The following is a 26,235-nucleotide window of genomic DNA, read 5'->3' on the forward strand; positions in this document are numbered from 1 at the left end:
TAGCTCCGCTACGAGGATATTCGTCCCGCACGCCGAGGGCACGCACCGAACGCCGCTCCTTGCTCCACGGGGCAACTCAATACAGGCCCTAGTGCGGCGGGGCCGTGGACGCCCCGGGCCGGACGGGCCGCGGGGCGCCACGGCGGGCCGCGGTCGGGCTGCCATTTCCTGCTCGGCCGCTGCGGTACCGGGCAGTTCCTGCCCGGACCTGTTCTTCACCAGTTCGACCTTCTCGACGAACAGCTCGAACAGCAGCTGGCTCGGGCCGACCTCCCGGCCCCTCTTTCCGTTGTTGCCCTGCGCGATGCCCAGGCTGTAGGGCTCCTTGTCCTCGACCTTCACACCGATGTAGCCACCCAGGGTGCCCTCGTTCGGGTTTGCGTTCTGGTATGCCCCGTCGTCCTTGTTCGCCTTGCGGATCAGGTCGTTCCTGTAACCCGGCCCGAGTGCCATGTGGTTCGGGTGGAAGAGGAGTCCGTGGGCGCCGGGCTTCAGCGTGAACCTCAGCTGGACCGCGTACGCCGGGCCGCCGCCGGCAATCCCCTCTTCGCCGGGGACGCGGTGGAGGCGCTGCTCCACGACCCGGCCACGGCCGAGGGTGCCGCGGCCACCCCGGGAGTGCCGGCCGCACGGCTGCACGGGCTCCTGGACCGCGCGGGCGTCCCCTGCTGACTCCGCGCCTCGTCCGGGCCGGCTTCTCGTCCGGGCCGGCGGTCCGTCAGCGGACCCGGCCGGACAGCCAGGGCGTCAGCGAGACACCCGGGACGTGTTCCTGGTAGGTCACGTCGTCGGCCAGGGGAACGCAGAGCTTGTGGCCCGGGGGGAAGAACCGGCCCTTCACGAAGGCCAGTCCGCCGTAGACGGACGTCAGGAACGGTGGGACGTGGTCGCGGGGGAGGTCGTGGAACTCCACGCCGTCCACCGTGATCCGCGCGTCGCCGTCGGGGAAGAGCCGGACGTCGACCACCGGGCTGCCGCCCAGTTCCACGAACGCCTCGTGGGGCAGCGCCCCGTCGGGATCGGTGGCGGAGAACAGGGGCGCGGCAGTCCTCCGCGACGTCCGGTCGGCGCCGATGTCCTCGGTCACGGTCATGGCCCGCCGGTACTCGGCGGCGACGGCCCGTATCGCGGTCACGGCCGACTCGGTGGTCGGCAGGTGGGGGTGATGCGTCACGATCCCGATGATGCCCCACCCGGCGGGGCCGCGGGCCCCGTACCGGGCCTGTGAACTCCGCGCGGGTAGGGTCGGCGCCTCGACGAAGGGCGCGTGGGCGCGCCCGTACCGGTGGTTCGCCGGTCTCGTCCCGCGCATCCCGGCGGACCGGCTGCCCCGGTGGAACGACCGCCTGCTGCGCCGGCCCCACCCTCCCGAGGTGGTGGACGCGACCATCCGCGCCGGGTACGCCTTCCACACCCTGCCGGCGGCCTGGGCAGAGGTGCTCGGCCGCTTCGACGCGGATGCGATGCGGCACGTGGCCGCCCCGGTGCTCATCCTGAACGGCGAGAAGGACACCGTCTTCCGCTCCGGCGAGCGGGAGTTCGCCCGCGCGCACCCGGACGCCCGCATCGAACTGATCCCACGGGCACGGCACCTGGCGAACTTCGACGATCCGCAGGCGTTCACCGAAGCCGTCCGCCGCTTCGCCCTGCACCTGCCCGCCCGCGGCTGATCGCGACCGGCCGAAGGCTATGCCGGGCCGATGTCACGTACGCGTACGGTCTCCACCCAGGACGGGGGCGCGGGCGGAGTCTCCCCCACCAGCGCGGCGATCAGGCGGCAGGAAGGCGTCTCGTCCGGCCACGGCGTGTACCCGTCCGTCAGCACGACCACGATGTTCGGACGGTCCGGCAGGGCCAGCGCAGCGCTGATACCGACCCGCATGTCCGTACCCCCGCCGCCCGCCAGCGTCACCTCTCCCGCACTGCGGACCCGCGTCACGGCGTGCACGTCGGCGTCGCACGCCAGCACCGCCACCCGGTTGCCGCCGGCGCCCACCTCCCGCAGCACGCCGGTGACTTCGGCGAGCGCCGCGGCGAGATCGTCCGGGCCCATCGAGCCCGAGGTGTCGACGACGACGGCCACCCGTGGCAGCGGCCTGCGCAGAGTGGGCAGCACCACCCCGCCGCCGAGCGCCGGTGTGCGGCGCGAGGGACGGCGGTAGGTGTAGTCGACGGCGCCGGCGGCCCAGGCGGCGGCCTCGCGGACCGCTCCCGCCAGGGCCTGGCGCCAGTCCACGGAGGGTTCCAGGAGCTCCTCGGCCCAGCGGGCCCAGCCCTCGGGGACCCGGCCCCGCGTGCGCCGGTGCGCCCGCACGGCCTCGGCGGTCTGCCGGCGCAGCGCCTCCGCCTCCACCGGGCCGACGCGCGCGGGGCCTCCGTCCTCGCCCGCCTCCCAGGGCATCGGGGTGCCGTGCGCGCCGGAACCGCAGTCCGGCCCGTGCGGGGTCGGGGGGATCGCCGGGAGGTACGCCTCGAACAGGCCGCCGGTGGGCAGCCCGTAGAGCCTGGGCTCCATCCGGCCCTCGGGCAGCGCGATCTTGTCGGCGAGCAGGTCGTCGTTGATCTCGCAGTCCTGGGCGATGTTGACCCGTACGTGATCGCGCTGGTCCGCGGCGGGCAGCCGCCCGGCCCGGCCGTGGTGGTCCCGCAGCAGGTGCGCCACCTCGTGGATCCATACCCCGGCCAGCTCGACGACCGGGGTCGCCTCCACGAAGGCGGGGGAGACGTAGCAGCGCCAGTGCCGGTCGACGCCCATGGTGGCCACGCAGGCCGAGGGGACCACGGTCAGGGCGTACAGGGCGGAGGCGAGGTACGGACGGGCCTCGGCCGCCCTGTAACGGGCTGCCAGCAGTTTCGCCCGGTCCAGGTACGGCTTCGCATGCGGCTCCGGGCGCACGGCGGCCGGACCGGATTCAGCCGCCGCCCGGCAGCGAGCCGGACAGCTGGAGCAGTTCCATGAAGGCGTCGATGCCTGCGGGCACCGGCCAGTCGAGGTCGCGCATCGCCGCGAGGTCGGTGGCGGCGCGGGCGGCTACGTCGGGCACGCCCGCGTCCACGGCCTTGGCGAGGACCGCCCAGCCCGCTTCCCACCGGGGACGGGTCGGCTCGCTCTGCACGGCCGCGACCACGGCGATCAGGAAGGCCAGCTGGCGGTCGCCGCGCTCGGGCAGGGCGAAGGCGTCCGGGTCGGCCAGTACCCGGTCCGGGTCGGGCAGGTCGAGGTGTTCGAGGTAGGAGAGCAACTCGATCCCGGCCGCTTCACCGACGGCGCCGGTCAGCGCGGCCGCGAGGGCCTCCCGGCCCGTCGACGCCGCGTACCCGGTGGCCAGCAGCCGCAGGGCCATCTCCCAGGTACGGGGGGAGGGCCAGCCGCGGCCGCGTCCGGCGGCCTCGGCCGGCATGTGGTGGACCAGGCCCGGCCGGGCGGTGAGGAAGCCGGAGACGGCGCCGCGGGCACGGGCGACCGCCCCGGACGCCCTGGCGGGATCGACGGTGGGTATCGCCACCTCGGGCCAGGTGCCGGCCATGCCGCGGGCCACGGTGCGCGGGTTGTGCGTCCAGTCGAGGTGGACGAAGCGGTTGGCGAGCGGCGGGCTGAGGTGCCAGCCGTCGGCGGCGCTGGCGGGTGGGTTCGCCGCGGCGACGATCCGTACCGCCGGCGGGAGCTCCAGGCTGCCGACGCGCCGCTCCAGGACCACCCGCAGCAGGGCCGCCTGCACGGCCGGCGGGGCGGAGGACAACTCGTCGAAGAACAGCAGCCCGTGGCCGGTGCGGGCGAGGCGCACCGCCCAGTCCGGCGGGGCCATGGGGACACCGGTGGTGGCGGGGTCGTCGCCGACGATGGGGAGCCCGGCGAAGTCGGAGGGCTCGTGGACGCTGGCGATCACGGTCTCCAGCGGTACACCGAGCGCGGTCGCGAGCTGCTCCATGCCGGCAGACTTGCCGATGCCCGGCTCGCCCCACAGGAGAACAGGCTGATTGGCCGTCACGGCCAGTGCCAGCGCCTCCAGTTGCGGGTTGGTGGCGGGTTCGGTACGGGTGGCGCCCAGCCGGGCGCCGAGGGCGTCGGCGGCGGCCAGGGCCCGGGCGGGCTGTGACGGCTGGGCGGCACTCATGCGTCCTCTTCCTCTTCCTTTTCCTCTTCCTCGGCGTCCGCGTCGTCGTCCTCTTCGCCCTCGTCCTCGTCCTCGTTCTCCCAGTACTCCATGTGCTCGTCGAACCAATCGGCGCCGTTCCCGGGGAACTCCTCCTCGACGCGGTCCCGAAGGAAGGCGAGGTCGGTCCGCTTGTAGCGGCGGATCTCCTGGGCCACCGACAGGTCCATCTCGTCCAGGACGTCGATCCGGGAGCCCGCCGCCAGCAGGGCCTTGACCAGGTCGACGGAACCGCCCCAGTGCACTGCGGACAGCAGGGGGGTGCGGTACGCCTTGTCCCGTGCCTCCAGGTCGAGTCCGGCCGCCAACAGCCGCGGCAGGAGCACCTCGTGGTCGAGCATGTGGAGCGTGTGCAGGAGTCCGCGGTGGCGGCCGTCCCGTATCCGCGGGTCCACGCCCGCGTCCAGCAGCGCCACGACACCGGGGGTGTCGCCATGCTGGGCGCGCAGGAAGAGCTCGTGCCGCTGGACCCGCAGGCCGCGCGGCAGCCGTCCCTCGCCCGTGGTCCAGATCTGCTGCACGGCGAAACAGCCCGAGACGGCGCCGCCGAACGCCCGCATGGTGCGCTCCCGTTGCTGTTCCTCGGGGGAGTGCGGCACCTCCAGTGCGCCGCCGCGCGAGCGCACCTCGTGCCAGCCGCCATGACAGCGCACCCGTACCGGCGCGCCGTCCGTGGCGGGGCCGGGCGGGCCCACCACCGGGCCGTCGTCGGGGAACAGGGCTGCGGCCACCAGCGGATGCAGCTCGCGCGGGGAGACCCGGCCCGTCCGCACCAGTTCGAGGTCGGGGAGGCGCTGCCAGGCGTACCGGGGCAGGGCCGGGACGGAGGCCGCCTCGGCCTGCGGGACGATCCGGATCACGAGCCCGCCCGGACCGGTGTGTTCCAGTACGGCCGAGTAGGGCCAGCCGGTCCGCAGCCGGTATCGGTCGCCCGCTCCGGCCGCCACGAGCCGGGTCGCTTCGGGTGCGATCCGCGTGAGGTCGACGGGCAGCCCTGAGAGGAGGGCCTCCGGGTCCGCGGGGCGCTGGTACTGCCGGGCGGGAGGAACGGTCAGGTCGCACGTGATGCCCGCGGCCGCGTACGCGCCGACCGTGTTCCCGGCGGACCGCAGCCCGGCGATCCGCTCGGCGAGGCCCTCCGCTTCGGCGAAGCGCGTGCCGAGTTCGCCGGCGTGGCGGGCGTCCCAGAACGGCCGGATCGCGGTCCAGTTCTCGGGGACGAAGCCGCGCCCCGTGTACGTGTTCCGCTTGATGACGACGGGCGCGCAGCTCAGGCGCAGCCGCTGCGAGGCCTCGGTCATGACGGGCGTGGTGACCGACAGGGCCGGCCCGCCGGGCCCGTCGTAGGCGGCGAGGACGATGCGCAGGCAGGGGGCGATGGTGGTGCGGCCGCCCAGAAGCCGGGGCAGGTGCCAGCGCAGCAACTCCGGGGCGAGGTGGCGCAGGTCGTCCGCCAGGGCCGCGGCCACGGCCGTGCCGTAACGGGCCTCGATGTCGGGCAGCTCGAAATCGACGTCCACGGCGGCGGCCGCGCAGGCCGCCCGCCAGTCACCGGCCAGCCGGTGCGCGGTGGCCTGCTCGATCATCCAGCCGGGCACGCCGTAGCGGCGGATCCGCTGCCAGGCGGGGCCGTCCTCCACCCGGAAGCCGCCGGCGGGTTGCGGGTTCGCAGCGCTCATCGGTACACGCTGCCGATCGCGCGTACGTCGGGGTGGGCGGCCCGGGCGGGGCGGAGACGTTCGCTGAAGGAGCGCTTCACCCGGCGGGGGAGTCCGGGCCCCAGGCCGACGTACTCCAGGGGGCTGTCGTCGTGCACGGCGGCGAGCAGGCCCTTGGCGCCCCGGCCGGTCAGACCGGTGTGGCGCAGTTCCAGCCGGCGCAGGGGGCTGCCGGGGAGGGCGGCGGCCAGGGCGTACGCCCCTTCGTCGCCGGTGTGGTTGCCGGGGGCTCCGAGGCTGCGCTCGGACAGGGTCCGGCCGAGGTCGAGCGCCTCGATGCCGGCGAGGGAGGCGGCCAGGGCGCGGGCTCCGGCGGCGCCGATGCCGTTGCCGCCGAGTCCGAGGCGGACCGGGTACGCGGCATCGGCCGCGGCGGCGGCGAGGGTCGCGGTCCCCTCGTCGCCGAGGTGGTTGGCGGGGACGTACAGCTCGCGGACGCCGGCGTCCCGGATCAGGGCGGCCAGCAGCGGGGCGGCGTCCGGTCCCAGGCCGTTGCCGCCGAGGAAGAGCCGTTCCAGGGGCTGTTCGCGCTCCAGCAGGGCGTCGAGCAGGAGGTGTACGCCGTCGGCGCCGATCCCGGTGTTGACGAGGTCGAGGGTGCGCAGGGCGGTGTTGCGGCGCAGCAGCGCGGCCAGGGTGCGGGCGCCGTCGGCGAAGAGCGGATTGCGCTTGAGCCAGAGGGCGCGCACGGTGGTGTCGTCGGTGAGTGCGCCGGCGAGGGAACCCATGCCGTCGGGGCCGATCCGGTTGCAGCCGAGGTAGAGGGTGTGCAGCCCGTGGCCCTCGGCGGTGAGGGCGTCGGCCAGGGTCCGGGCGCCCGGGTCTCCGATGGCGTTGGTGCCGAGGAGCAGGTGAGTGGCGTGCGCGGAGGCGGCGGCGGCCGGCAGCAGCCGCGCGGCGCCGACCGGGCCGAGGCCCTGCTTGCACAAGTCGACGCGGCCGTCGGCGCGCAGGGTGCCGAGCGGGAAGGTCTCGTCCGTCTCGACGGGGCGGTCCGCGGCGAGCCGGGCGAGCAGCGGGTCGAGGCCCGCCGGGTCGGCCGGTGGCAGATCGGGGTGCTCGATCGCGGGGCACCGTACGGGTGTCGGCTGTGTCATCACCACTCCACCGGTTTCCTTCGCCGGTGCCCGGCGTCCATCACGACTTGAAGAGACGAGTACTGCTCGAAGAAGACGCAAGACCGGTCGGATTCGAACCGACGTCCTCCAGCTTGATGCGTGGGCGCGACGACCTCTGCGCTACGGCCTTGCTGCGGGCGATCATACCCGCACGGCGGCCGTGAATCGATCACCAGTTTGGGTCGGTGGGTGTGGTGCCCGCCCGAGCCGGGAAGAAGGTCGAACCGGCCGTCTCGGTGGTGGAGTCGAGCCAGTCACGGAGGCTGCGGTCGCTGTGCCTGGTGGCGGTCGCAGCCGCTATGTAATGTCACATCGCATGATGCTGTTACGTCGTGCGGTATCGGCCGCAGCCCTCCTCGCCACCGTCCTCCCCGTGGCGGTCGCCCCGCCCGCCCACGCCACGGCCGACGGCCCGTCCGCCTGCCGTCCCCCGGCGTCCGTACCGCTCGACGCCGAACAGGCGCGGCTCGCGGACCCCCGTACCACCGCACTGGTTGAGCGAGCCGGCTTCGGGGACTTCGTGCGGAGATTCCCCGCCGCCCTCTGCACCGCACGCAGCCGCGCCGAGGCCGAACGACTCCTCGCATCCTGGGGCACAGCCCTCTGGCAGGCCGCCGTCCGCCGGGCCCAGGCGCAACGCCCCGGTGGCGACCTCGCCCCGGGGGACGACCGGCCGCTGTACTGGGCGCGGCTCGGCATGACCGCCGCACTCGTCCGCTGGCAGCCGCAGTTCACCGTGGACCGGGCGGCGCTCCGCGCCCGCTTCGAGGACGCCTCTCGCGGCCTCACCGACAACGCCTTCCGGACGGCGCCCGGCGTACGGAGGATCTTCATCAGCGGGTTCGACCCGTTCGGGCTGGACACGGAGATCCGCCGCGCCAACCCGTCCGGCTCGGCCGCCCTCCAGCTCAACGGACGGCGCGTGACCCTCGCCGACGGCAGCCAGGCCGAGATCCGCGCCGTGGTCCTGCCCGTGCGGTACGCCGACTTCGACGCCGGCATCGTCGAGCGGGCCTTCGCCCCGCACCTGGCCGCCGGACCCGCCGCGGCCGACCTCATCACCACCGTCAGCCAGGGCTACCCCGGCATCTTCACCCTGGAGGACTGGGCGGGGCGGGCGCGCTCCGCCGACCCGTACCCCGACAACGCCAACGCCCTCTCCGGGGGCACCCGCGAACGCCCGGTCACGGCCCCCGGCCTCGGCCCGGGGCCGGAGTTCATCCGCACCACGCTGCCCGCCGACGCGGTCACCGCCGCCGTACAGACCCCGTACCCGGTCCTCCTCAACAGCGAGGTGACCGAGATCCCGGCGGGCGGCACGGCTCCCGTCGACCGGACCGACGGCCCGACGCCCGGCTCACGCGCCGTGGCCGGCGGCGGAGGCGGCTACCTGTCCAACGAGGTCGCCTACCGCTCCAACCGGCTGCGCGGCGAACTCGCCCCGCACCTGCCCGGCGGCCACCTCCACACCCCGGTGCTCACCGGACTCCCGGCCGACCCCCGGCTCCTGACCGGCCCCGAGTTCGAACGCAACGAGAACGCCATCACGGCAGAGGTCCGCGCCGTCCTCCAACACGCCGCCGTACGGCGGTAGTCACACGCCCCGCCTGCGGTGCCTCACCCCGCCATGGGGCAGGATGGCAGCCCGTTCCGGATGCGTCCACACGCCCGAACGCGGCCTACAGCACGACGAACTGACAGGTGACAAGGTGACGACACACCTCATACGACGGCCGGCGGCGCCCGCCGTCACCCCCACGGGCCGACGCCGCGAAGGGGAGGGGGTCCGTTGAACCGGGACCTCGTCCTGCACGACTGGCTGGTCGCCGGTATCGCACTGGCGGCGGGCGCCGCGGCCGGGCTGCTGCTGCGCATGCTCCTGCGGTGGCTGGCGCGGCACGCCGAGCGCACCCGCTGGCGGGGCGACGACATCATCGTCGACGCCCTGCGCACGATCGCGCCGGGCGCCGCGCTGATCGCGGGCGCCGCGGTGGCCGCCGGCACCCTGCCGCTCACCGCGCGGGTCTCGGGCTTCGTGAACCAGTCCCTGACCGCGCTCCTCGTCCTCATCGCCACGCTCAGCACGGCGCGCGTCGTCGCCGGCCTCGTCCAGTCGGTGGCGGGAACCCGCACCGGGGTGGCCGCCTCGGCGTCCATCTTCGTCAACATCACGCGCATCGTGGTCCTGGTGATGGGCGTCCTGGTCGCCCTCGAGACGCTCGGTGTGTCCATCGCGCCCCTGGTCACCGCCCTCGGAGTGGGCGGTCTGGCGGTGGCCCTGGCACTCCAGGACACCCTCGCCAACCTCTTCGCCGGGGTGCACATCCTCGCCTCCAAGACCGTGCAGCCCGGTGACTACATCCGGCTCACCAGCGGCGAGGAGGGGTACGTCGTCGACATCAACTGGCGCAACACCGTGGTGCGCAACCTGTCCAACAATCTGGTCATCATTCCCAACGCGCGTCTCGCGCGCACCAACATGACCAACTTCACCCAGCCGGAACAGCAGTTCTCGATCCTCGTCCAGGTGGGAGTGGGCTACGAGAGCGACCTGGAGCACGTCGAGCGGGTGACCCTGGAGGTCGTCGACGGCGTGATGGCGGACATCAACGGCGCGGTCCCCGACCACGAGGGCGCCGTCCGCTTCCACACGTTCGCCGACTCCCGCATCAACTTCACGGTGATCCTCGGCGTCGGCGAGTTCAGCGACCAGTACCGCATCAAGCACGAGTTCATCAAACGCCTGCACCGGCGCTTCCGCGCCGAGGGCATCTCGATCCCGGCCCCGACCCACACGATCGCCCTCCAGCGGGACGAACTCCCGGCGTCGGCCGCCTCTCCCGCGCCCGTCCCGCACCAGCGCACGGCGTCACCGTCGCTCCTCACCGACAGCGGCCGCTGAGGCCCCACCCCGCTCCGACACACCTCCGGCCGCGCACCTCGTGTGCGGGGCCGGAGCCGTGGAACCCCCTGCGGGTGGCGGCGGGGGCCGGAGTCCAGAGCGGTCCGTCGCACCTGCGGCCACCGGACCCGAACCGGACCCGAACTGGACCCGCTCCCGGCTCGCGCGCGCCGCCCGATCGCGGTTTCGTGGTGACAGCGGCGTGTGTACCGACGCGGCGGCATCGACCGCCGGACCGAGCCCTCGCCGTGACGGAGGAGGGCGGAAGACGTCCGCACCAGGTCCCACCGGCGGCCGTCGGCGCCGTGCTGCGGTCCTCACCGCGGCGCTGGCCTGCTCGGCCCTGCTCACCGGGCCCGGCCCCGCCGCGGCGGGCAGCCCGTACGATCCCCCGCCTGCTCGCCAACGACGGGTACGGGCACACCGCGCTGTTCAACAACGGCAGCAGCTGCGTCAGTGCGTACGAGAGCCGCTACTTCGTCGACGGCACCCTGCCGCCCCCTCCCGGCACGGTCTGCCGCGCGGACCGGATCCCCTTCTCCTGACGGGCGGGAAAGCGGCGCGCGCCAGGGACCGTGGACGCAAGCACGAGGAAGAACCGACCCCGGTGGCCGACGGCAATCCCGTGGCCGGCTTCAGCTCCTCCAACCTCTGGGCCCCCGAGCCCGGGCTGCCCCCGACCGTGGCGACTCCGCCGGAGCCTCCGCGCGGACAGCGGCCTTCAGGGCCGGGTGCGGAACGCCTGCGGCCCGGCCCCGGGCGAGAGGAGAAGCACCGTAAACCCCTGTCGTACCAGTGGCCTCAGAAGGCGTGAACTCCTTGATCGGCCGACGCGTACCCCGGTCGTTGTTTTCGGTCAATACCGGGCGGCGGACGCGGAGTTGTTGACCGCTCAACGTCTCGGACGGTGCAGCTCACGCGGCTGACCGCGCCCCGGTCCGGCCGCGGGCCCGCATCCCTGCGCTGGTCGGCGCCGCGGCGGAATAAGGCCCTTTACGACAGCACGGGCAACAGGAAAGCTGTAGCACGGCAGCAGCGCACCGATAGTGTTCGCGACGACCGCAAGAAATGAGACCACCGGTCGATGTGGAAACCGGCGAGAATTTTTCGAACGCTGAATTCAGCTGCGCGATCCTGGGAATTCGCGGGACCGGACCCCTCCAGGCGCGCCCACCGAGCAGGCGCACAAAGACATTTGCCCCCCGCGCACTCCTGCGCGCTTCCCTTCTGCGCCGGTTGACACCATCCGGTGGCGCAACGACACCGTGCGCTCGTCGCACCCAGTGACGCCCGACCGGCACGGCCGATACGTTCTTCAGTACCGAAGGCATATTCCAACCAGCGGTCCTCGCCGTTGAGAGGGACAGGCATGACGAGCCACGCAACCGAAGTCGACCTCGAAGAGCTGCTCCGCCGGGCGCTGGACGCCTCCGGTACGGGCCCGCGCTGGACCACCGACGCGGACGAGATGTGGTGCCGCCTCACCCCCCTGACCGCCACGCAACGCGCTCAGGGATGGAAGCTGCACGTGTCGGCGACATCCGCCTCCGCGCCCGCCGTACTCGCCAGGTCCCTGGACGTGCTGCTGCGGGAGGACTCGGCGTTCAAGTTCGCCCGGTCCCTGGAGCAGGTGGGAGCGCTCAACTCCCGTGCCACACCACGGGGGAGCTCCGGCAAGTTCATCACCGTCTACCCCCGCTCGGACACCGACGCGGCCCGCATCGCCCTGGAACTGCACAAGGCCACGGCGGGGCTGGCAGGCCCCCGGATCCTGTCGGACCAGCCCTACGCCGTGAACAGCCTGGTGCACTACCGCTACGGGGCCTTCGTGGGCCGCCGGCGGCTCTCGGACGACGGCCTGCTGGTGTGGTTCATCGAGGACCCCGACGGCAACCCCGTCGAGGACAAGCGCACCGGCCAGTACTCCCCGCCCTCCTGGGCCGTCAGCCCCTTCCCCGCCTCGGTCCCCGCCCCGCCGCGCGGGGGGAAGGAGACGAGCGGGCCGGTACTGCTCGGCGGCCGCTTCTCGGTCCGCGAGGCCATCCGCCACACCAACAAGGGCGGCGTCTACCGCGGTACGGACGTCACCACGGGCGCACCCGTGGTCATCAAGGAGGCCCGGCCGCACGTGGAGGCCGACGCGTCCGGCTCCGACGTACGGGACTGGCTGCGCGCCGAGGCCAGGACCCTGGAGCAGCTGCGCGGTACGGGCCTGGCACCGGAGCCCCTCGGGCTGTTCGAGCACGCCGGACACCTGTTCCTGGCCCAGGAGGAAATACCCGGGGTGCCCCTGCGCAACTGGGTCGCGGAGCACTTCCGCGACGCCGGGAGCGAGCGCTACCGCACCGACGCCCTGGCCCAGGCGGTCCGCCTGGCCGACCTGGTCGCCGCCGCCCACGCCCACGGCTGCGTCCTGCGGGACTTCACCCCCGGCAACATCATGGTCCGACCGGACGGCGAACTGCGCCTCATAGACCTGGAACTAGCCGTCCTGGAGGCCGACACCGCCCTCCCCACGACGGTCGGAACCCCCGGCTTCAGCGCCCCCGAGCGCCTGCAGGACGCCCCCGTCGCACCGACCGCCGACTACTACAGCCTCGGCGCCACCGTGTGCTTCGTCCTCGCCGGGAAGGTCCCCAACCTGCTGCCGGAGGAGCCCGCCACCAGGCCCTCGGAGCAGCGGCTCGCCGCATGGCTGGCCGCCTGCGACGCGACGCTCGGCCTCCCGCCCGCACTGCGCGAGACCATCCTCGGACTGATGCGGGACGACCCCGCAGACAGGTGGGACCCCGCCAGGGCCGGTGCGGCGCTGCGCCGCACGGAGCGGGAGCTCCCTCCCCACCACGCCGCCACCGGACGCCGCACCACCGCGGACGAGGACGGGACGCAGACCGCCGTGGCGGGCATCGTGGCGCACCTCGTCGATACGATGACCCCGCACGACGACAAGCGGCTCTGGCCCGTCTCCACCATGGCGGGGGAGACCGACCCGTGCACCGTCCAGCAGGGCGCGGCCGGCGTACTGGCCGTCCTGACCCAGTACTTCGAGGCCACCGGCGACCCGCGCCTGCCGGAGGCGATGGCCACCGCGGGCCACTGGATCGCGGCCCGCACCGACCCGGAGTCCGTACGCCCCGGCCTGCACTTCGGCGGGCGCGGCACCGCCTGGGCGCTGTACGACGCCGGACACGCCATCGGCGACGGCGCCCTCGTGGACCACGCCCTCGCCCTCGCCCTCGCGCCACAGCTGCCGACGCCCAGCCACGACATCACCCACGGCTCCGCGGGCAGCGGACTCGCCGCCGCCCACCTGTGGCACCGCACCAAGGACCCGCGCCTGGCCGAGCTGGTCGTCGACGCCGCCGACCGGCTGGCCGCGGCGGCGCGGCGCGAGCCGGCCGGAGTGAGCTGGCCGGTTCCCGCGGAGGCCGTCTCCGAGGAAGCGGGCAAACGCTACCTGGGCTTCGCGCACGGAACCGCGGGCATCGGCTGCTTCCTCCTCGCCGCCGCGACCGTCGCGGACCGGCCCGAGTACACCGAGCTGGCGGTCCAGGCGGGTGAACACCTGGCGGCCCACGCCCTCCTCGTCGGCGAGGCCGCCCAGTGGCCGGCGCAGGCGACGGACCCGCCCACAGCCCCGTACTGGTGCCACGGTTCGGCCGGCATCGGCACCTTCCTCCTCCGGCTCTGGCGGGCCACCGGGGACGACCGCTTCGGCGACCTCGCCCACCGCGCGACGTACGCCGTCGTCGAACGCGCCTCCCGCGCGGCCCTCACCCAATGCCACGGACTCGCGGGAAACGGCGACTTCCTCCTCGACATGGCCGAGGCCACGGGGGAGCCGTCGTACCGCACCATGGCCGAAGACCTGGCCCGACTCCTCGTCGCCGAACGGGCCCACCGATCCGGTCACGTCGTCTTCCCCAACGAGTACGGGGACACATCGACGAGCTGGAGCGACGGATCCGCAGGAATCCTGGCCTTCCTCCTGCGCATCCACCACACAGGACCCCGGCGCTGGATGATCTGATCCGGCAGCCGGTCGGAGCGGCAGGGACCCTGCCGCCACGTCACAGAGAAGGAGAAAGTCATGGAGAACCGCGACCTCGAACTGCTGGCTCACCTGCACGCCCTTCCGGAGACCGACCCGGTCGGCGTCGACGGAGCCCCGTTCGCCGCGACCTGTGAGTGCGTCGGCCTGCTGACGCTCCTCAACACCGTCTGCGTGGGCATCAGCTGCGCCTGACCTCGACCGCGGGCCTCTCGCCCCGGACACCCGACACCGGACACCGCAGGGGGAACGTCAGCTGTTCCCCCTGCGGAACCGGGCCGGAGCCGACCTGAGAAGGGCCCGACGACCTCCGGCCGGTGACTGCCCCGCAGCAGCCACCGGCCGGAGCACCACCCCGACCCCTACCCCGGCCACGACGATCCGTACACCCCGAGTCCGCAGAAGACACCCCGCAGACGAGGACCGACCATGAAGCCGCACGCCGGTGACGAGGCCCCCGCGCGGGCCCTCCTCCTGCCAGCCGCACCCGAGGACCCGGACAGCACCCCGTCCGCGCCCGAACCGGCCCACGCCATCAGCACCCGCGGCCTCGTCAAGAGCTATCCGGGCCCGGACGGCACCGTCGTCCAGGCCGTCCGCGGCCTGGACCTGGACGTGAGCCAGGGCGAGACCTTCGCCTTCCTCGGCCCGAACGGCGCCGGCAAGTCCACCACCATCGCCATGCTGTGCGCCCTGGCCCGCCCCACCGCAGGGCGGGCCACCGTGGCCGGCGCCGACGTGGCCGGCCGGCCGGACCGGGTACGCCGGAACGTCGGCATGCTCTTCCAGCACAGCGCCCTGGACCCGGACCTGACGGCGGAGCAGAACCTCTACATCCACAGCCGCCTCTACGGGATGGGCCGCCGCCACGCCCGCCGCCGTGTCGGCGAGACGCTGGAGGCGGTCGCACTCACCGACCGCCGACGCTCCCCGGTCCGCACCCTGTCGGGCGGCATGCGCCGACGCCTGGAGATCGCCCGCGGCCTGCTGCACGAGCCCCGCGTCCTCTTCCTGGACGAGCCGACCACCGGCCTCGACCCGCACGCCCGCGCCCAGGTCTGGGACCACCTGCGCACCCTGCGCGAACGGCACGGCACCACCCTCTTCGTCACCACCCACTACCTGGAGGAGGCGGAGAACTGCGACCGCCTCGCCATCATCGACGCGGGCCGCCTGGTCGCGCAGGGCACCCCCTTCGCCCTGAAGGCCGCGATCGGCGACGACCGGGTGGTGCTGCGCACCGGCGACGACACGAAGGCACGACAGGTCGTCCACGAGACCGCTCCGCCGGGCACCGCCCTCACCCTGGACACCGACGGCCTCTGCCTGCGCGTACCCGACGGAAGCGCCTGGATCCCCCGCCTGTGCGCGGCGCTGGAGGCCCACGGGATCCCCGTACGAGCCGCGTCCGCGATCCCGCCCACCCTCGACGACGTCTTCTTCCACCACACCGGCCGCAGCATCACCACGGCACGGCCCCCGCAGCCGGAAACCGGGAAGGACGCATGACCGCACCCGCACCAGCCCCCGTACCCGCCCCCGAGCAGCGGGCCGCGGGCACCCCCGCGGCCCCTGACAGCCCCGGCCGCGAGCCGACCCGGCTGCGTCGTGAACTGCGCGCGGTCCACGCCCTGGTCCACCGCGACCTGCTGCGCCTGTCCTCCCAGCCCACGCACACCGCCCTCATGCTGCTCCAGCCGGTGCTGTACCTCTTCATCCTCGGCGGCGGGCTGTCCGCCCTGATCCCCACCTCGACGCTCGGCGTCGGCTATCAGACCTACCTCTTCCCCGGCATGCTGATGATGACGGTCCAGACACCGGCCATCATGGTCGGCATCCGCCTGATCACCGACCGGCAGAGCGGCTACCTGCGCGAGCTCCTCATGGCCCCGGTCAGCCGCACCACCCTGCTCCTGGGAAGCTGTGCCGGAGGCACGACCGTCGCCGCGGTGCAGGGCGCGGTGCTCCTCGCGATGGCCGGCGCGGTGGGCCTGCCCTATGATCCGCTGCTCCTGGCGCTGCTCATGGCCGGCATGATCCTGGCCTCGTTCACCATCACCGCCCTCTCCCTGGCCCTGGCGGTGAGCCTCCAACGGGCCGAGGTGTTCCACATGTTGCTCGGCGTCGTGATGATGCCCCTGCTGTTCCTGTCCGGCGGGTTCTTCCCGCTCGACAGCCTGCCGGGCTGGGCCCGCTCCCTGGCCGCCGTGAATCCGATCGCGTACGGGGTGGACCTGCTCCGCCGCTCCATCACGCTCCGGTTGCCGGACCGGGCCACCGTGGCGGGCATCGAATGGTTCGGCAGTCGCCCCCCGCTGGCCCTCGAAGCCGCGGCCCTCCTGGCGACCGGTGCCCTGGCGCTCCTTTGGGCGGCCCACCGCTTCAAGCGCCCCGACTGAGGCGAGCCTCGTGACAGCCTGTCACCGCCCGGGAAGCACAGACCTCCCCGGCTTCCCCGACTTCCCCAGGTGAGTTCCGAAACGGCCGCCTTCGCATATCAGTTCCCCTCGGGCCGGTATTGCGTCCGCCGATGTTTTCTGCCTCTTCCCGCGCGTAGGGTCCGTGCTTCAGCGGGAAGGGCGGGCTGCGCGCCGTGTCGGGAAGGTGTCTCGCGAGTGCCATGGATGGTCGGCATTCCTCCCCGTGTTCGACCCGAATTCATCCCGCCCCCCTTGTCCGAATGGCGCGGACAGACCAGCCGGCCGGAATCCCACCGGCCATGCGAAAGCCGGGACGCTTGCGGACCGCGTCGAGGCCGTGCTGCACGCGGGCGACGAGTCCGGCGGTGGCGGCTGCGCCGTCTCCGGCGGTCCGCACGGCGTCTGCCTGGCGGTGTTGACCTTCAAGTTGGTTGAGGCTCCATGATGACGCGGTGCCGAACGATGAGCTGATGCCGATAGGGGCCTTCGCCCGACGCAGTGGACTGACCTCCAGCGCACTGCGGTTCTACGCCGACTCCGGGCTGCTGCCCCCCGCCGAGGTCGACCCGGTCTCGGGCTACCGCTACTACAGCACCGCCCAGGTGGCCCGCGGGACCACGTTGCGTCGGCTGCGCGAGCTCGCCATGCCTCTGGCCGCTGTCGAGGCAGTGCTCCGTTCGGGGGCTGAAGAGGCCTCCCGGCTACTCGATGAGCATGTCGCGAAGGTCGTCGGGGATGCAGCGGCCGTGCAGCAGAAGGCCGCTGTCATCAAGTCCACGCTCGGCAACGCGCCAGGTCTTCCCCTGACGGCGGTGAAGGGGCCCGTGCTGGCGGCCGCGGTCGAGCAGGTCCTGACCGCGACCGCACTCCAGCGCGGGATGCCGGCACTCGCCGGTCTGCGCATCGAGACGAGTCACGAGGCAGTCACCCTGACCGCGACGGACCGATACCGACTGTCCACCAGAACCATGGCGCCGGCCGAACCGCCGAGGCAGACCTGGGCCGGCACGGTGAACGGCGACGAGTTGCGAGCCGTGCTCGCCGAGATCCGCCGCAGTCCGCTCGTGAGACTGGAAGCGGTCACGAACGGCATCTGGTTCCGCATGCCGGACCAGGAGGGCCGGCACTGCCGATTGCTGCCCGAGGAGTTCCCCGACTACCGGCTGATGCTCGATTCACTGGGCGAAGTCACCACTCGTGCGACGGTCGCGAAGGACCTGCTCCTGCGAGCCATGGAAGAACAACCCGGCGAGCGCGTCGCGCTGCAGGTCGCCGACCACGCAGTGACCGTCGCGTCAGCGGACGACGAACACCCCGGCATGACGCTTCCGGCCACCGCGACGGGCCGGCCCCTACGGATCTGCTTCGACCTGACCACGCTCCATCCCGCCGTGAGCACCGCCATCGGCCCCGACGTCCTGCTCGACCTTCGAGGACACGACCAGCCCGTCACGATCCGATCCGCCGACCGCGGAGATCTCACCACCCTGGCCATGCCCATCGGGTCCGGCCATTCCGCCTGAGAAGGACGACGAGGAACACTCCATGATCACCGAACCCGCCACCCCCGACCCGACCATGGAAGCGATAGGCGACGCCGTCGCCGAGGGCCAAGCCGGTGGCGCGGCTGCCGCCCGCCAGAAGCTGCTGGGCCTGTGGTCCGAGATCGGCGTCACCGGCGACGCGCTGCACCGCTGCACTCTCGCCCACCACCTGGCGGATCTCTACGACGACGCCGCTCAGGCCCTCACCTGGGACATCCGCGCCTTGGACGCCGCCGATGCCGTGACCGAGCAGCGAGCCCAGGAGCACCACGCGGGCCTCCACATCGCCGGCTTCTACCCCTCGCTGCACCTCAACCTCGCCGACAACTACCGGCGGCTCGGCTCCTTCGAAGCTGCCACCGAGCACATCGACGCAGCCGAAACCTGCGCGCCCGGCCTCCCCCGGACTCCCTACGGCGACCTTCTCCGCGGCGCCGTCCGCGAGGTCGCTGAGGCCATCGTCCGGCGGGACCGGTCACCGCGAGCCTCCGCGCCCGGTTCCGCCGCGTGACCAGCGGCGGCGGGCGCCGACCGCTCACAGCGAGCGGCGCAGGGGCCGGATGGAGAGTTCGCGGGCGCGCTGGAGGACGGAGCGGCGGTGCCAGCGCTCCGGGGCGATGCCGAGGCACGCCGTGGCGCGCGGTGTGCCGGGCGGAGGAGACGGCGTCCGGCATCGCGTGAGGATCTCGTCGCCGTCGCGCAGCGGACGTACGGAGTTCACCTCGGTCGCGGCGATGCCGATCAGGCGTTCCAGCCGTCGGCGGATGCGCCGGATGCGATCGCCGGCCCGATCGGCGGCGTCGGCCGGGTCCTGCGGCGCCGCTCCCGGGCCGAGCCCCTCCGTCCCCTCGGCGCGGGTGTGGTGCCGGTGCCGGTGGTCGTCATCACGAGGCTCCTCGGACAGGGGTGGACGGGGAGGGAGCCGGGTTCCCACTGCCGGAATCCCACGGGGCGGGCGCCCGGAGCTCGGTCCAGGCGGTCAGACCTTCGCCGTCCACGCGGACGATCCCGCAGGCGTCGGCGTACTCGGCGGCCGGCGCGGTGAAGGAACTGGTCGTCACGATGACCGCGACATCGGCTTCGTGGACCGCGAAGCAGGTTCCGCCGAAGCGCTGGAGGTCCTGCGAGCCGACCCGGTTGTCCTCGGCGTAGTGCTTGCACTGGAGCACCACCCGACGCCCGTCCGCCGTCGTCGCGAGGACATCGGCGCCGAGGTCGCCCGCGCCGCCGACCACCTCCACCACGGTGCAGCCGTCGCGTGCGCACAGGGCGGCCACCGTGTGTTCAGAACCGTCGGCGTCGACCGCGGCGTGGTCGAGGGCCTCACTCCCGACGCCGGGCAGGTCCGGCGGCGGCTCCGCGCACCCCGAGGGCCGCGCGGAACGGACCCGGCGCCGGCCGGGAGCCAGGCTCCACCTCGCCATGAGCGAGCCGGCCACCAGCACGATCAGGATGGCGACCGGAGCGAGCGGGAGCCCGCCCCCGCTCCCCGGAGCGGCCTTCAGGAAGGCCGCCACGCCTGTGACGGCGATGCCGAGCAGTCCGAGCGCCAGCAACGCGTCGCGTCCCAGGGATCCCGAGCCGCGTACGGACGCGGGCGCGTCCTCCTCAGGTGTGGTCATCAGCGTTCCCCCTCTCGCCCCGGTGCTCCGGTCCCGGCCCGGCCCGGCCCCGGGCGGGACCGGAGCGCCGACCGTGGCGGACGCCGAAGCCTGTTCGACGCCCGTATGGCCGGGATTGCGGTTCTCAAACCGGTGGGGGAGGGGCTGCCGGTCCCGGTGGCCCGGTCAGCCCCGGCGGGGCGGGACGATCATGACCGTGCCCTTCGCCACGCTGGGGGCCGTGGCGAAGGCCACTTCGGCACCGGTGAGTTCCAGCAGCCGGGCCAGCCGTCTGGGCACGGTCCCGGCCAGGACCACCGGCCTGTCCAGCGCCGGTTGCAGCATGACGCTGAGCGCGGTCGAGCCGACGAAGGTCACCCCGGCGACGTCCAGGACGAACCGGGCGACCCCGGGCGCCGCGGGATCCATGGCCGTCCGCAGATCGGCCACGTTGTCGGGCGGTCCATCGCCTGCCCCCCGGCCGCTCGGGTCGTACCGTGACGGATCGCGCGGGAACGGGGGACGGCGGTCAGCACGTCATCGCGGTTCCCCTGTTGTCCGCCATGCGGAACGCCGTTGCGGATCCCGTCACTCCTGGTGGCGGACGGGCCGTTCGGGCCCCACAGCACGGAGACGGGTGTCAGCGCCAGGTGGCTCTCACGTTCGTACGTGGCCATGCCCGGACGGACCTACGCGGCCGTGCGCACGGTGGTCGAGGGGCCGCGTCGGCGCACGTGCGGCGGGGGCGACCGCTGTGGTCGCCCCCGCCTGTTCATCGCGGCTCAGAAGTCACGCGCCGTTCGCTGTGCGCCGGTTCCTGTGCGCCGGTTCCGTGCTCAGAACTGCAGCGCCCAGGAGTCGATCTTTCCGGTGTCGAGGTACGCGTTGTCGTTCACCCGGAGCTTCCAGACCCCGTTGGCGACCTCGGAGGAGGCATTGACGGTGAAGGTCCTGATGATGTTGTCCGCGCTGCCGCCGGAACGGTTGTGCAGGTTGTACAGGGTGCCGTCGGGCGCGACCAGGTCCACCTTGAGGTCACCGATGTAGGTGTGCTTGATGTCGACCGCGACGGTCAGCGCCGCCGGGGCGTTGCCGGCGACCCCGCTGACGGTGACGGGCGACTCGACGGTCGAGTTGTCGCTGATCGCGTAGTCGGCGGTGTTCTCGAAGCGCTTGCCCGGCGGGACGGTGCCGCCCTCACCGACGTTGAGCAGCAGGTTCGGGGAGCCGCTACCGGGGCTGGTCACCACGTTCGGGGTCGCCGCGGCCACCAGGGCGTCACGGACCTGTGCCGGGGTGCTGGAGGTGTTCTGCGACAGGTAGAGGGCCGCCGCCCCGACCACGTGCGGCGTGGCCATCGAGGTGCCGGAGATGGTGTTGGTGGAGGAGTCCCCGCTGGCCCACGCGGAGGTGATGGAGGAGCCCGGCGCGAAGAGGTCCAGGACGCTGCCGTAGTTGGAGTAGCTCGCCCTGGCGTCGCTGCTCGTGGTGGCGCCGACGGTGATGGCCTCGGCGACGCGGGCCGGGGACTTGGTGGAGGCGTTGGTGGACTCGTTGCCCGCCGCGACGCCGTAGGTGATGCCGGAGGCTATGGAGTTGCGGACGGCCGTGTCGAGCGCGGAGTCGGCGCCGCCGCCGAGCGACATGTTGGCGACGGCCGGCTTGACGGCGTTGCGGGTGACCCAGTCGATGCCGGCGACGACCTGGGCGGTCGTGCCGGAGCCGCTGTTGTTGAGGACGCGGACGCCGACGATCTTGGCCTTCTTGGCCACGCCGTAGGCCCCGCCCGCGACGGTGCCCGCGACGTGGGTCCCGTGGCCGTGGCCGTCCTGGGCGGTGTTGTCGTTGTCGATGGCGTCGTAGCCGTAGGAGGCGCGGCCGCCGAAGTCCTGGTGCGTGATACGGACGCCGGTGTCGATGATGTACGCGGTGACGCCCTCGCCGGCCTTGTCCGGGTAGGTGTAGCTCTGGTTCAGCGGCAGTGCCCGCTGGTCGATCCGGTCCAGGCCCCAGGACGGCGGGTTCGGCTGGGTGGCGTCCACGGTGAAGACGCGGTCCTGTACGACGGACTGGACGGCGGGGTCGGCGGCGAGCTTCCTGGCCTGCGCCTCGGAGACCTTGACGGAGTAGCCGTTGAGGGCCGCGCTGTAGGTCCGGTCGATCTTCGCGCCGTACCGCTTCGCCACGGCCTTGCCGCTGTCCGCGGTGGAGCGGGCGGCGGAGTCCTTCAGGGTCACGATGTAGCTGCCGGAGACGGTTCCCGCGGCGCCGGCGTTCTCGATGACGCCCTGCGCGCCGCTGTCGGCGGCCGAGGCGGGCAGGGCGGCGGCCGCGCCGAGCGCGAGGGCCGCGACGGCGGTCGCGCTGATGCCGGCCAGCTTCCGGCGGGTGTGACGCATCACGGACATGTGGGGGGTCCTCCTCGTGGGTGGTGCACTTCGGGGATGAGCGGGGCGGCGCGTAGGCAGGTACATGACAACCCATCAACTCGCCGTCGCTTCCGAAAGGTTGACCCACCCCCGGCCCGCCCACAAGAGGCCGACGGGCGCGTAACATCCTCGCCATGCTCCGGCCATGATTCGGCAAAGACGCGCCGCACATGACGCGGGCACGGCCGGTACGTGGGGCGAGGGAGCGCGGGCGAACCGTACGCGTCTCCCGTACTGCTGATGCGGCCCCGGACCGTGGTGGTGCGCCGGGGCGCGATTTCAGGCCTGGGGCGGCGATGGCGCCCGTCCGGGCCGGTGCGCCGGCCCGGACGCGGCGGCAGGGCAGGTATCGGCCGCCTGCCTGCAGCCTCCCGGACGCCCCTGACGGAGGAACGCACTCCGCAGGTGCGGAGCGGGCGGCGGGTTCACGCCACGCGGACGCTCCCTGTCGAGCGTCCCGGCCGTGCGGTACGGGGGCGGATGCCGCCCGCCGAGAGCGCCCGGCGGACTGTTCCGGGACCCTGCCGGGGGCCGGGGGAGCGGCGCGGAGTCACCGGGGATCGCCTACCGGGGTGCCGGATCGCCGAGTTGTGAAATTTTCGTGAGCGGGAGGGCGCGCCGGGGCGTGGATTCAGGCGGAGGCGGCGGTGAGGGTGGTGCCGAGGGCCCGGGTGACGGGGTACCTCCGGGCGCCCCGGGGAGCGGACCCTCACCGTCCGGGGGCACGCATTCCTCACAGCCGTCGACGGGGAGCCGACCGGGTTGCCCGGTGAGCCGGTCGGGCGACGGAACCGGAACGGCCCCGCCGCCTCCTCGGCTCAGCCCCACGGCCCCGGGCCCCGCCGCAGCGGTCCGGCGCGAACGCCCCGGGATGTCGGCGGAGGGACGTCGCGGGGCGTTCGAGGGCCGGCCGGCGGTTACCGGCTGAGCGTCTTGAGCGCCGCAGCGTCGTACGGCTTCAGCTCGTCGAAGCGGTTGCCCAGGACCTTGGCGGCCCACTGCGGGTCCTGGAGCAGCGCCCGGCCGACGGCCACCATGTCGAACTCCTCGCGCTCCATGCGGTCGAGGAGGTTGTCGATGTCGCCCAGCTCGGCGCCCTCGCCGACGAAGGCGCGGATGAAGTCGCCGTCGAGGCCGACCGAGCCGACGGTGATGGCCGGTCGGCCGGTGAGCTTCTTGGTCCAGCCCGCGAGGTTGAGGTCCGAGCCCTCGAACTCCGGGAGCCAGTAGCGCCGGGTGGAGGCGTGGAACACGTCGACGCCCGCCGCCGCCAGCGGTGCCAGGATCGCCTCCAGTTCCTGCGGGGTCTGCGCGAGCCGGGCGTCGTAGGCCTCCTGCTTCCACTGCGAGTAGCGGAAGATCACCGGGAAGTCGGCCGGGACGCGCTCGCGGACCGCCGCCACGATCTCCGCGGCGAACTTCGTGCGGGCGACAGCGTCGCCGCCGTACGCGTCGGTGCGGCGGTTGGTCCGCTCCCACAGGAACTGGTCGAGCAGGTAGCCGTGAGCGCCGTGCAGCTCGACGCCGTCGAAGCCGATCCGTACGGCCTCCGCGGCGGCGTCGGCGAACGCGCCGATGACGTCGTCGAGGTCGACGCCGGTCATCGCCCGGCCCGTCCCCTCGGTGCCGTCCACGCGGATGCCGGAGGGGCCGACGGCGGGCGCGTCGGCGTACGGGGCCTCGCCCTGCTTGCGCACCATGCCGATGTGCCACAGCTGCGGCACGATCGTGCCGCCCGCCTCGTGCACGGCCGCGGCGACCTTCGCCCACCCCGCCAGCTGCTCCTCGCCGTGGAACCGCGGCACCCGGTCGCTCTGCCCGGCGGAGTCGTGGCCGACGTAGGTGCCCTCGGTGACGATCAGGCCCACGCCGGCGGCCGCCCGGCTCGCGTAGTACGCCTGCACATCCTCCCCGGGCACGCCACCGGGGGAGAACATCCGCGTCATCGGCGCCATCGCGATGCGGTTCGGGACGGTCAGGCCGTTCAGGGTGACGGGCCGGGACAGGATCTCGGCCGCGCGGGAGGCGGTGGACGTGGTGACGGTCATGAAGGCCCTCCGGGTTGAGGCTGCGGCTCGTCGGGGCGCGACGAGAAGTGCATAGTACACATGATGTGTATCATGCATATCGCGGCCCATGTGCGGCCCGCTCGTCACCCGAGGAGGGCCGCCGGTCCACGGGGCGGCGATAATGGAGCGCCGGAGGGAGCGGGAGGCGCAGTGCTGGAGAAACTGGAACGGGAGCTGATGCTGCTCTCGCGGCACCAGGTGCTGGCCCGGCGCGAGCGCGACCCCGAGCGCCTGGAACGGTCCGCGTACCTGCTGCTCAGCCGGATCGACACCCAAGGCCCCATGTCCATCGGGCAGTTGGCGGAGGCCTTCGGGCTCGACACCTCGACCGTGAACCGCCAGACGGCCGCGCTGCTGCGCTGCGGCCTGGCCGAGCGCGTCGCGGACCCGGACGGCGGGATGGCCCGCAAACTGCGCATCACCGCCGAAGGAGCGCACCGGCTCACCGCCGACCGCGAGGCCAACCGTTCCTGCCTGGCCCGGGTGGTCGCCGACTGGTCCCCCGAGGAGGTACGGGAGCTGGAGGACGTCCTGGTCCGGCTCAACCGCAGCGCCGAGGCCCTCGAAGGACGGTACTGGCCCCGCACGGAGGCCTACGACACCGGCACGGCCGACCACCGGCCGGGCGCGGTCCCGCAGGATTCCGCACCGCGATCCACGTAGCACCCCTCGTCGACGCCCCGAAGCCGGACCGCCGGGACGTGATCCGTGCCCGCTCGGCGAGCCCGGCCCCACGACGCCGCAGCCTGCACCCCGCGCGACCCGCCCCTCAGCTCCCTCGTCGCCGACCTCGTGCGCGAGGGCCTGGTCGAGCCGGAGGACCTCTCGAAGGCCCTGGCGGAGGCGATCGAGACGGGTGAGCAGGCCCTGGCCGGTACTTCGGAAGCCAACCCTCGCCGCGCCGCCCACGAGTCGAACCTCGCGACGGCACTGGGGCTCGCCGTTCGGCGCGGCGCCGCCGCGCCCGCGCGGCTCACCGACGTACTGCGGCCGGCGACGGCCGCCGCCGACCGGACCCCGGCCTCCCACCCGGACCGGGCCGTGTACCTCACCAACCTCATGCTGGCGCTCGAAGAGGCCGTCAAGGCCCACGTACTGACGGGCCGAGAAGCAGCGGACCGCGCCATGACAGTGATCACGGACTTCCGGCACCTGGTGCTGTACACCGTCTCCAGCCCGGTGCAGCGCGAAGCGGTCCTGCGGACCTGTGAGGGCCTGGTCGCCACGGCGACCCCGCTGGTCACAGCCGGGGCGGGAGCGGCCGAGGGGATCCGGGTCGCCGTGGGCGTACGAAACCTGGCGGTGGGCGCCGACCGGATCCCCGACCTCCCGGCGGACCGGGCCGTGGCCGAACACCTCCTGCCGTCGGCATCCGGGCCCGGCGCTGTCGTACGGGCCCGGACCCGCGACGACGCCCTGACAGCGCTGGCCGAGGCCCCGTCGGCCGTGCTCGGAGGCCACGCGCGGCACAGCCTCCGCCACGGGGCCGGCCTGGACCTCGACGACGGACCGGTGACCGCGGAGCACCTGTGGCGCCTGCCGGTGCGTGAACGGGACGTCGCCTTCGTCACTGGCTGTTCGTCGGCGCAGGTCGCCGGGACGCTCGCGGACGGGGTGGTCGGGCTGCCCAGCGCTCTGCTGCGAGCGGGATTCCGCGGGGTCTTCGCGACGCTGTGGCCGGTGTCCGATGCCACCACGTTCATCACCCTCGCGCACCTGCTCCAGCTGCGCCGGGACCGACCCGACCTGGCTCCGCACCTGCTGCTGCACGAGGTCCGGCGCACCCTGAGGACCCTCACCACCCGCGAACTGCGTTTCTGGTGCGCGGAGTTGGCATCGCGCCTGCCCGTCCCACCGGACACGACAGCACGCCTCGAAGCCTTTCTGGCCCCTTACGGCGGCGGCGCCACCCCACTGGCCGACCCAAGGACTGGGCGGCGTTCGCCTACGTGGGCCGCTGACGGCGCGGCCGCTGAAGCCCGGGCGCGGGGGGCAACCCAAGGGCACCAGCGCGAACGGTGGCGAAGAACCGGACAGCGTCATCGTCGCCATCGGTGACGAGGACCCCGGCCCGGCCTCCCTCCCGCCGGCACCATCACCCCGGTGGGGGCGGCCCGGCCGCGGGCGGGGGGGCCCCCGGCCCCCGGGGGGGGGGGGGGGGGCCCGGGGGGGGCCCGGGGGGGGGGCCGGCCCCGCGGGGGCGCCGCCCCCGGTGGGCGTGGCCGGTGA

22 protein-coding genes and 3 pseudogenes are annotated in these 26,235 nt (G+C 73.5%); 13 read left to right on the forward strand and 12 right to left on the reverse strand.

The features are described from left to right. Positions 1-453: pseudogene (locus ACIPXC_RS33495) on the reverse strand (hypothetical protein); the annotation flags it as partial. Positions 454-477: 24 nt separating this feature from the next. Between ACIPXC_RS33495 and ACIPXC_RS33500 the strand changes: the two are divergent. Continuing rightward, entirely contained in the window at positions 478-672 is a 195-nt protein-coding gene (locus ACIPXC_RS33500) for a hypothetical protein (protein WP_401625851.1), read from the forward strand. Between the two features lie 46 nt (positions 673-718). On the opposite strand, the gene ACIPXC_RS33505 is transcribed toward ACIPXC_RS33500, so the two are convergent. After that, positions 719-1,174: a hypothetical protein gene (locus tag ACIPXC_RS33505; protein ID WP_401625854.1), complete on the reverse strand. Its 456-nt coding sequence runs from the start codon at positions 1,172-1,174 to the stop codon at positions 719-721. A 73-nt stretch (positions 1,175-1,247) separates the two neighbouring features. Here ACIPXC_RS33505 and ACIPXC_RS33510 point away from each other — a divergent pair. Continuing rightward, positions 1,248-1,670, forward strand: a pseudogene (locus ACIPXC_RS33510) (alpha/beta fold hydrolase); the annotation flags it as partial. 17 nt (positions 1,671-1,687) lie between these two features. On the opposite strand, the gene ACIPXC_RS33515 reads toward ACIPXC_RS33510, so the two are convergent. From ACIPXC_RS33515 to ACIPXC_RS33535, 5 genes and pseudogenes are all read right to left on the reverse strand, one after another. Then, complete coding sequence (locus ACIPXC_RS33515; RefSeq protein WP_401625856.1) at positions 1,688-2,896, reverse strand: VWA-like domain-containing protein; 1,209 nt, start codon at positions 2,894-2,896, stop codon at positions 1,688-1,690. A gap of 16 nt (positions 2,897-2,912) precedes the next feature. Next, positions 2,913-4,115: an AAA family ATPase gene (locus tag ACIPXC_RS33520; RefSeq protein WP_401625858.1), complete on the reverse strand. Its 1,203-nt coding sequence runs from the start codon at positions 4,113-4,115 to the stop codon at positions 2,913-2,915. Next, positions 4,112-5,833 (reverse strand): ankyrin repeat domain-containing protein, encoded by a 1,722-nt coding sequence (locus tag ACIPXC_RS33525; RefSeq protein ID WP_401625861.1) that lies wholly within the window; start codon positions 5,831-5,833, stop codon positions 4,112-4,114. Before ACIPXC_RS33525 ends, ACIPXC_RS33520 begins: the two co-directional genes overlap by 4 nt. Further along, positions 5,830-6,969: a gala protein gene (locus ACIPXC_RS33530; protein ID WP_401625864.1), complete on the reverse strand. Its 1,140-nt coding sequence runs from the start codon at positions 6,967-6,969 to the stop codon at positions 5,830-5,832. The genes ACIPXC_RS33525 and ACIPXC_RS33530 overlap by 4 nt, the downstream gene beginning before the upstream one ends. 78 nt (positions 6,970-7,047) lie before the next feature. Further along, positions 7,048-7,120: pseudogene (locus ACIPXC_RS33535) on the reverse strand. 186 nt (positions 7,121-7,306) lie between these two features. Here ACIPXC_RS33535 and ACIPXC_RS33540 point away from each other — a divergent pair. The 9 genes from ACIPXC_RS33540 (at position 7,307) to ACIPXC_RS33580 (ending at position 18,418) form a co-directional block, all read left to right on the forward strand. Continuing rightward, positions 7,307-8,584 carry a pyroglutamyl peptidase gene (locus ACIPXC_RS33540; RefSeq protein WP_401625867.1) on the forward strand — a complete coding sequence of 426 codons (1,278 nt, stop codon included), beginning with the start codon at positions 7,307-7,309 and terminating at the stop codon, positions 8,582-8,584. Positions 8,585-8,779: 195 nt separating this feature from the next. Beyond that, on the forward strand, positions 8,780-9,892 hold the full coding sequence (locus ACIPXC_RS33545; RefSeq protein WP_401625870.1) for a mechanosensitive ion channel family protein: 1,113 nt from the start codon (positions 8,780-8,782) through the stop codon (positions 9,890-9,892). A gap of 248 nt (positions 9,893-10,140) precedes the next feature. Continuing rightward, complete coding sequence (locus ACIPXC_RS33550) at positions 10,141-10,437, forward strand: alpha/beta hydrolase (protein WP_401625873.1); 297 nt, start codon at positions 10,141-10,143, stop codon at positions 10,435-10,437. A gap of 824 nt (positions 10,438-11,261) precedes the next feature. Continuing rightward, positions 11,262-13,922 (forward strand): class IV lanthionine synthetase LanL, encoded by a 2,661-nt coding sequence (lanL, locus tag ACIPXC_RS33555; protein ID WP_401625875.1) that lies wholly within the window; start codon positions 11,262-11,264, stop codon positions 13,920-13,922. Positions 13,923-13,982: 60 nt separating this feature from the next. After that, the gene (locus tag ACIPXC_RS33560) at positions 13,983-14,138 is read left to right on the forward strand and encodes a VenA family class IV lanthipeptide (protein WP_167350579.1); all 156 of its coding nucleotides are present in this window, start codon (positions 13,983-13,985) and stop codon (positions 14,136-14,138) included. Positions 14,139-14,372: 234 nt separating this feature from the next. After that, a complete protein-coding gene (locus ACIPXC_RS33565; protein ID WP_401625877.1) occupies positions 14,373-15,452 on the forward strand; it encodes an ATP-binding cassette domain-containing protein in 1,080 nt (359 codons plus the stop codon). Next, positions 15,449-16,342, forward strand: coding sequence for an ABC transporter permease (locus ACIPXC_RS33570; protein ID WP_401625880.1), 894 nt, complete (start codon positions 15,449-15,451; stop codon positions 16,340-16,342). Before ACIPXC_RS33565 ends, ACIPXC_RS33570 begins: the two co-directional genes overlap by 4 nt. A 473-nt stretch (positions 16,343-16,815) precedes the next feature. After that, positions 16,816-17,886 (forward strand): MerR family transcriptional regulator, encoded by a 1,071-nt coding sequence (locus tag ACIPXC_RS33575; RefSeq protein ID WP_401625882.1) that lies wholly within the window; start codon positions 16,816-16,818, stop codon positions 17,884-17,886. A gap of 22 nt (positions 17,887-17,908) precedes the next feature. Further along, entirely contained in the window at positions 17,909-18,418 is a 510-nt protein-coding gene (locus ACIPXC_RS33580; protein WP_401625885.1) for a hypothetical protein, read from the forward strand. A 24-nt stretch (positions 18,419-18,442) separates the two neighbouring features. Here ACIPXC_RS33580 and ACIPXC_RS33585 read toward each other — a convergent pair whose 3' ends face one another. From ACIPXC_RS33585 to ACIPXC_RS33605, 5 genes are all read right to left on the reverse strand, one after another. Next, the gene (locus ACIPXC_RS33585; protein WP_401625888.1) at positions 18,443-18,841 is read right to left on the reverse strand and encodes a hypothetical protein; all 399 of its coding nucleotides are present in this window, start codon (positions 18,839-18,841) and stop codon (positions 18,443-18,445) included. After that, positions 18,792-19,529, reverse strand: a complete 738-nt coding sequence (locus tag ACIPXC_RS33590; protein WP_401625890.1) for a restriction endonuclease — start codon at positions 19,527-19,529, stop codon at positions 18,792-18,794. The genes ACIPXC_RS33585 and ACIPXC_RS33590 overlap by 50 nt, the downstream gene beginning before the upstream one ends. 165 nt (positions 19,530-19,694) lie before the next feature. Next, complete coding sequence (locus tag ACIPXC_RS33595) at positions 19,695-19,958, reverse strand: hypothetical protein (RefSeq protein WP_401625893.1); 264 nt, start codon at positions 19,956-19,958, stop codon at positions 19,695-19,697. Positions 19,959-20,344: 386 nt separating this feature from the next. Further along, the gene (locus tag ACIPXC_RS33600) at positions 20,345-21,916 is read right to left on the reverse strand and encodes a S8 family peptidase (protein WP_401625896.1); all 1,572 of its coding nucleotides are present in this window, start codon (positions 21,914-21,916) and stop codon (positions 20,345-20,347) included. A 938-nt stretch (positions 21,917-22,854) separates the two neighbouring features. Continuing rightward, positions 22,855-23,985, reverse strand: a complete 1,131-nt coding sequence (locus tag ACIPXC_RS33605; RefSeq protein ID WP_401625899.1) for an NADH:flavin oxidoreductase — start codon at positions 23,983-23,985, stop codon at positions 22,855-22,857. A 198-nt stretch (positions 23,986-24,183) separates the two neighbouring features. Here ACIPXC_RS33605 and ACIPXC_RS33610 point away from each other — a divergent pair, with 198 nt between their 5' ends. Together ACIPXC_RS33610 and ACIPXC_RS33615 are read left to right on the forward strand one after the other, a co-directional pair. After that, complete coding sequence (locus ACIPXC_RS33610; RefSeq protein WP_401625904.1) at positions 24,184-24,669, forward strand: MarR family winged helix-turn-helix transcriptional regulator; 486 nt, start codon at positions 24,184-24,186, stop codon at positions 24,667-24,669. A 45-nt stretch (positions 24,670-24,714) separates the two neighbouring features. Then, positions 24,715-26,064: a CHAT domain-containing protein gene (locus ACIPXC_RS33615; RefSeq protein ID WP_401625901.1), complete on the forward strand. Its 1,350-nt coding sequence runs from the start codon at positions 24,715-24,717 to the stop codon at positions 26,062-26,064. Positions 26,065-26,235: the final 171 nt, after the last annotated feature.

It is taken from the genome of Streptomyces sp. NPDC090021 (genome assembly GCF_044748225.1).
Lineage (GTDB): Bacteria > Actinomycetota > Actinomycetes > Streptomycetales > Streptomycetaceae > Streptomyces.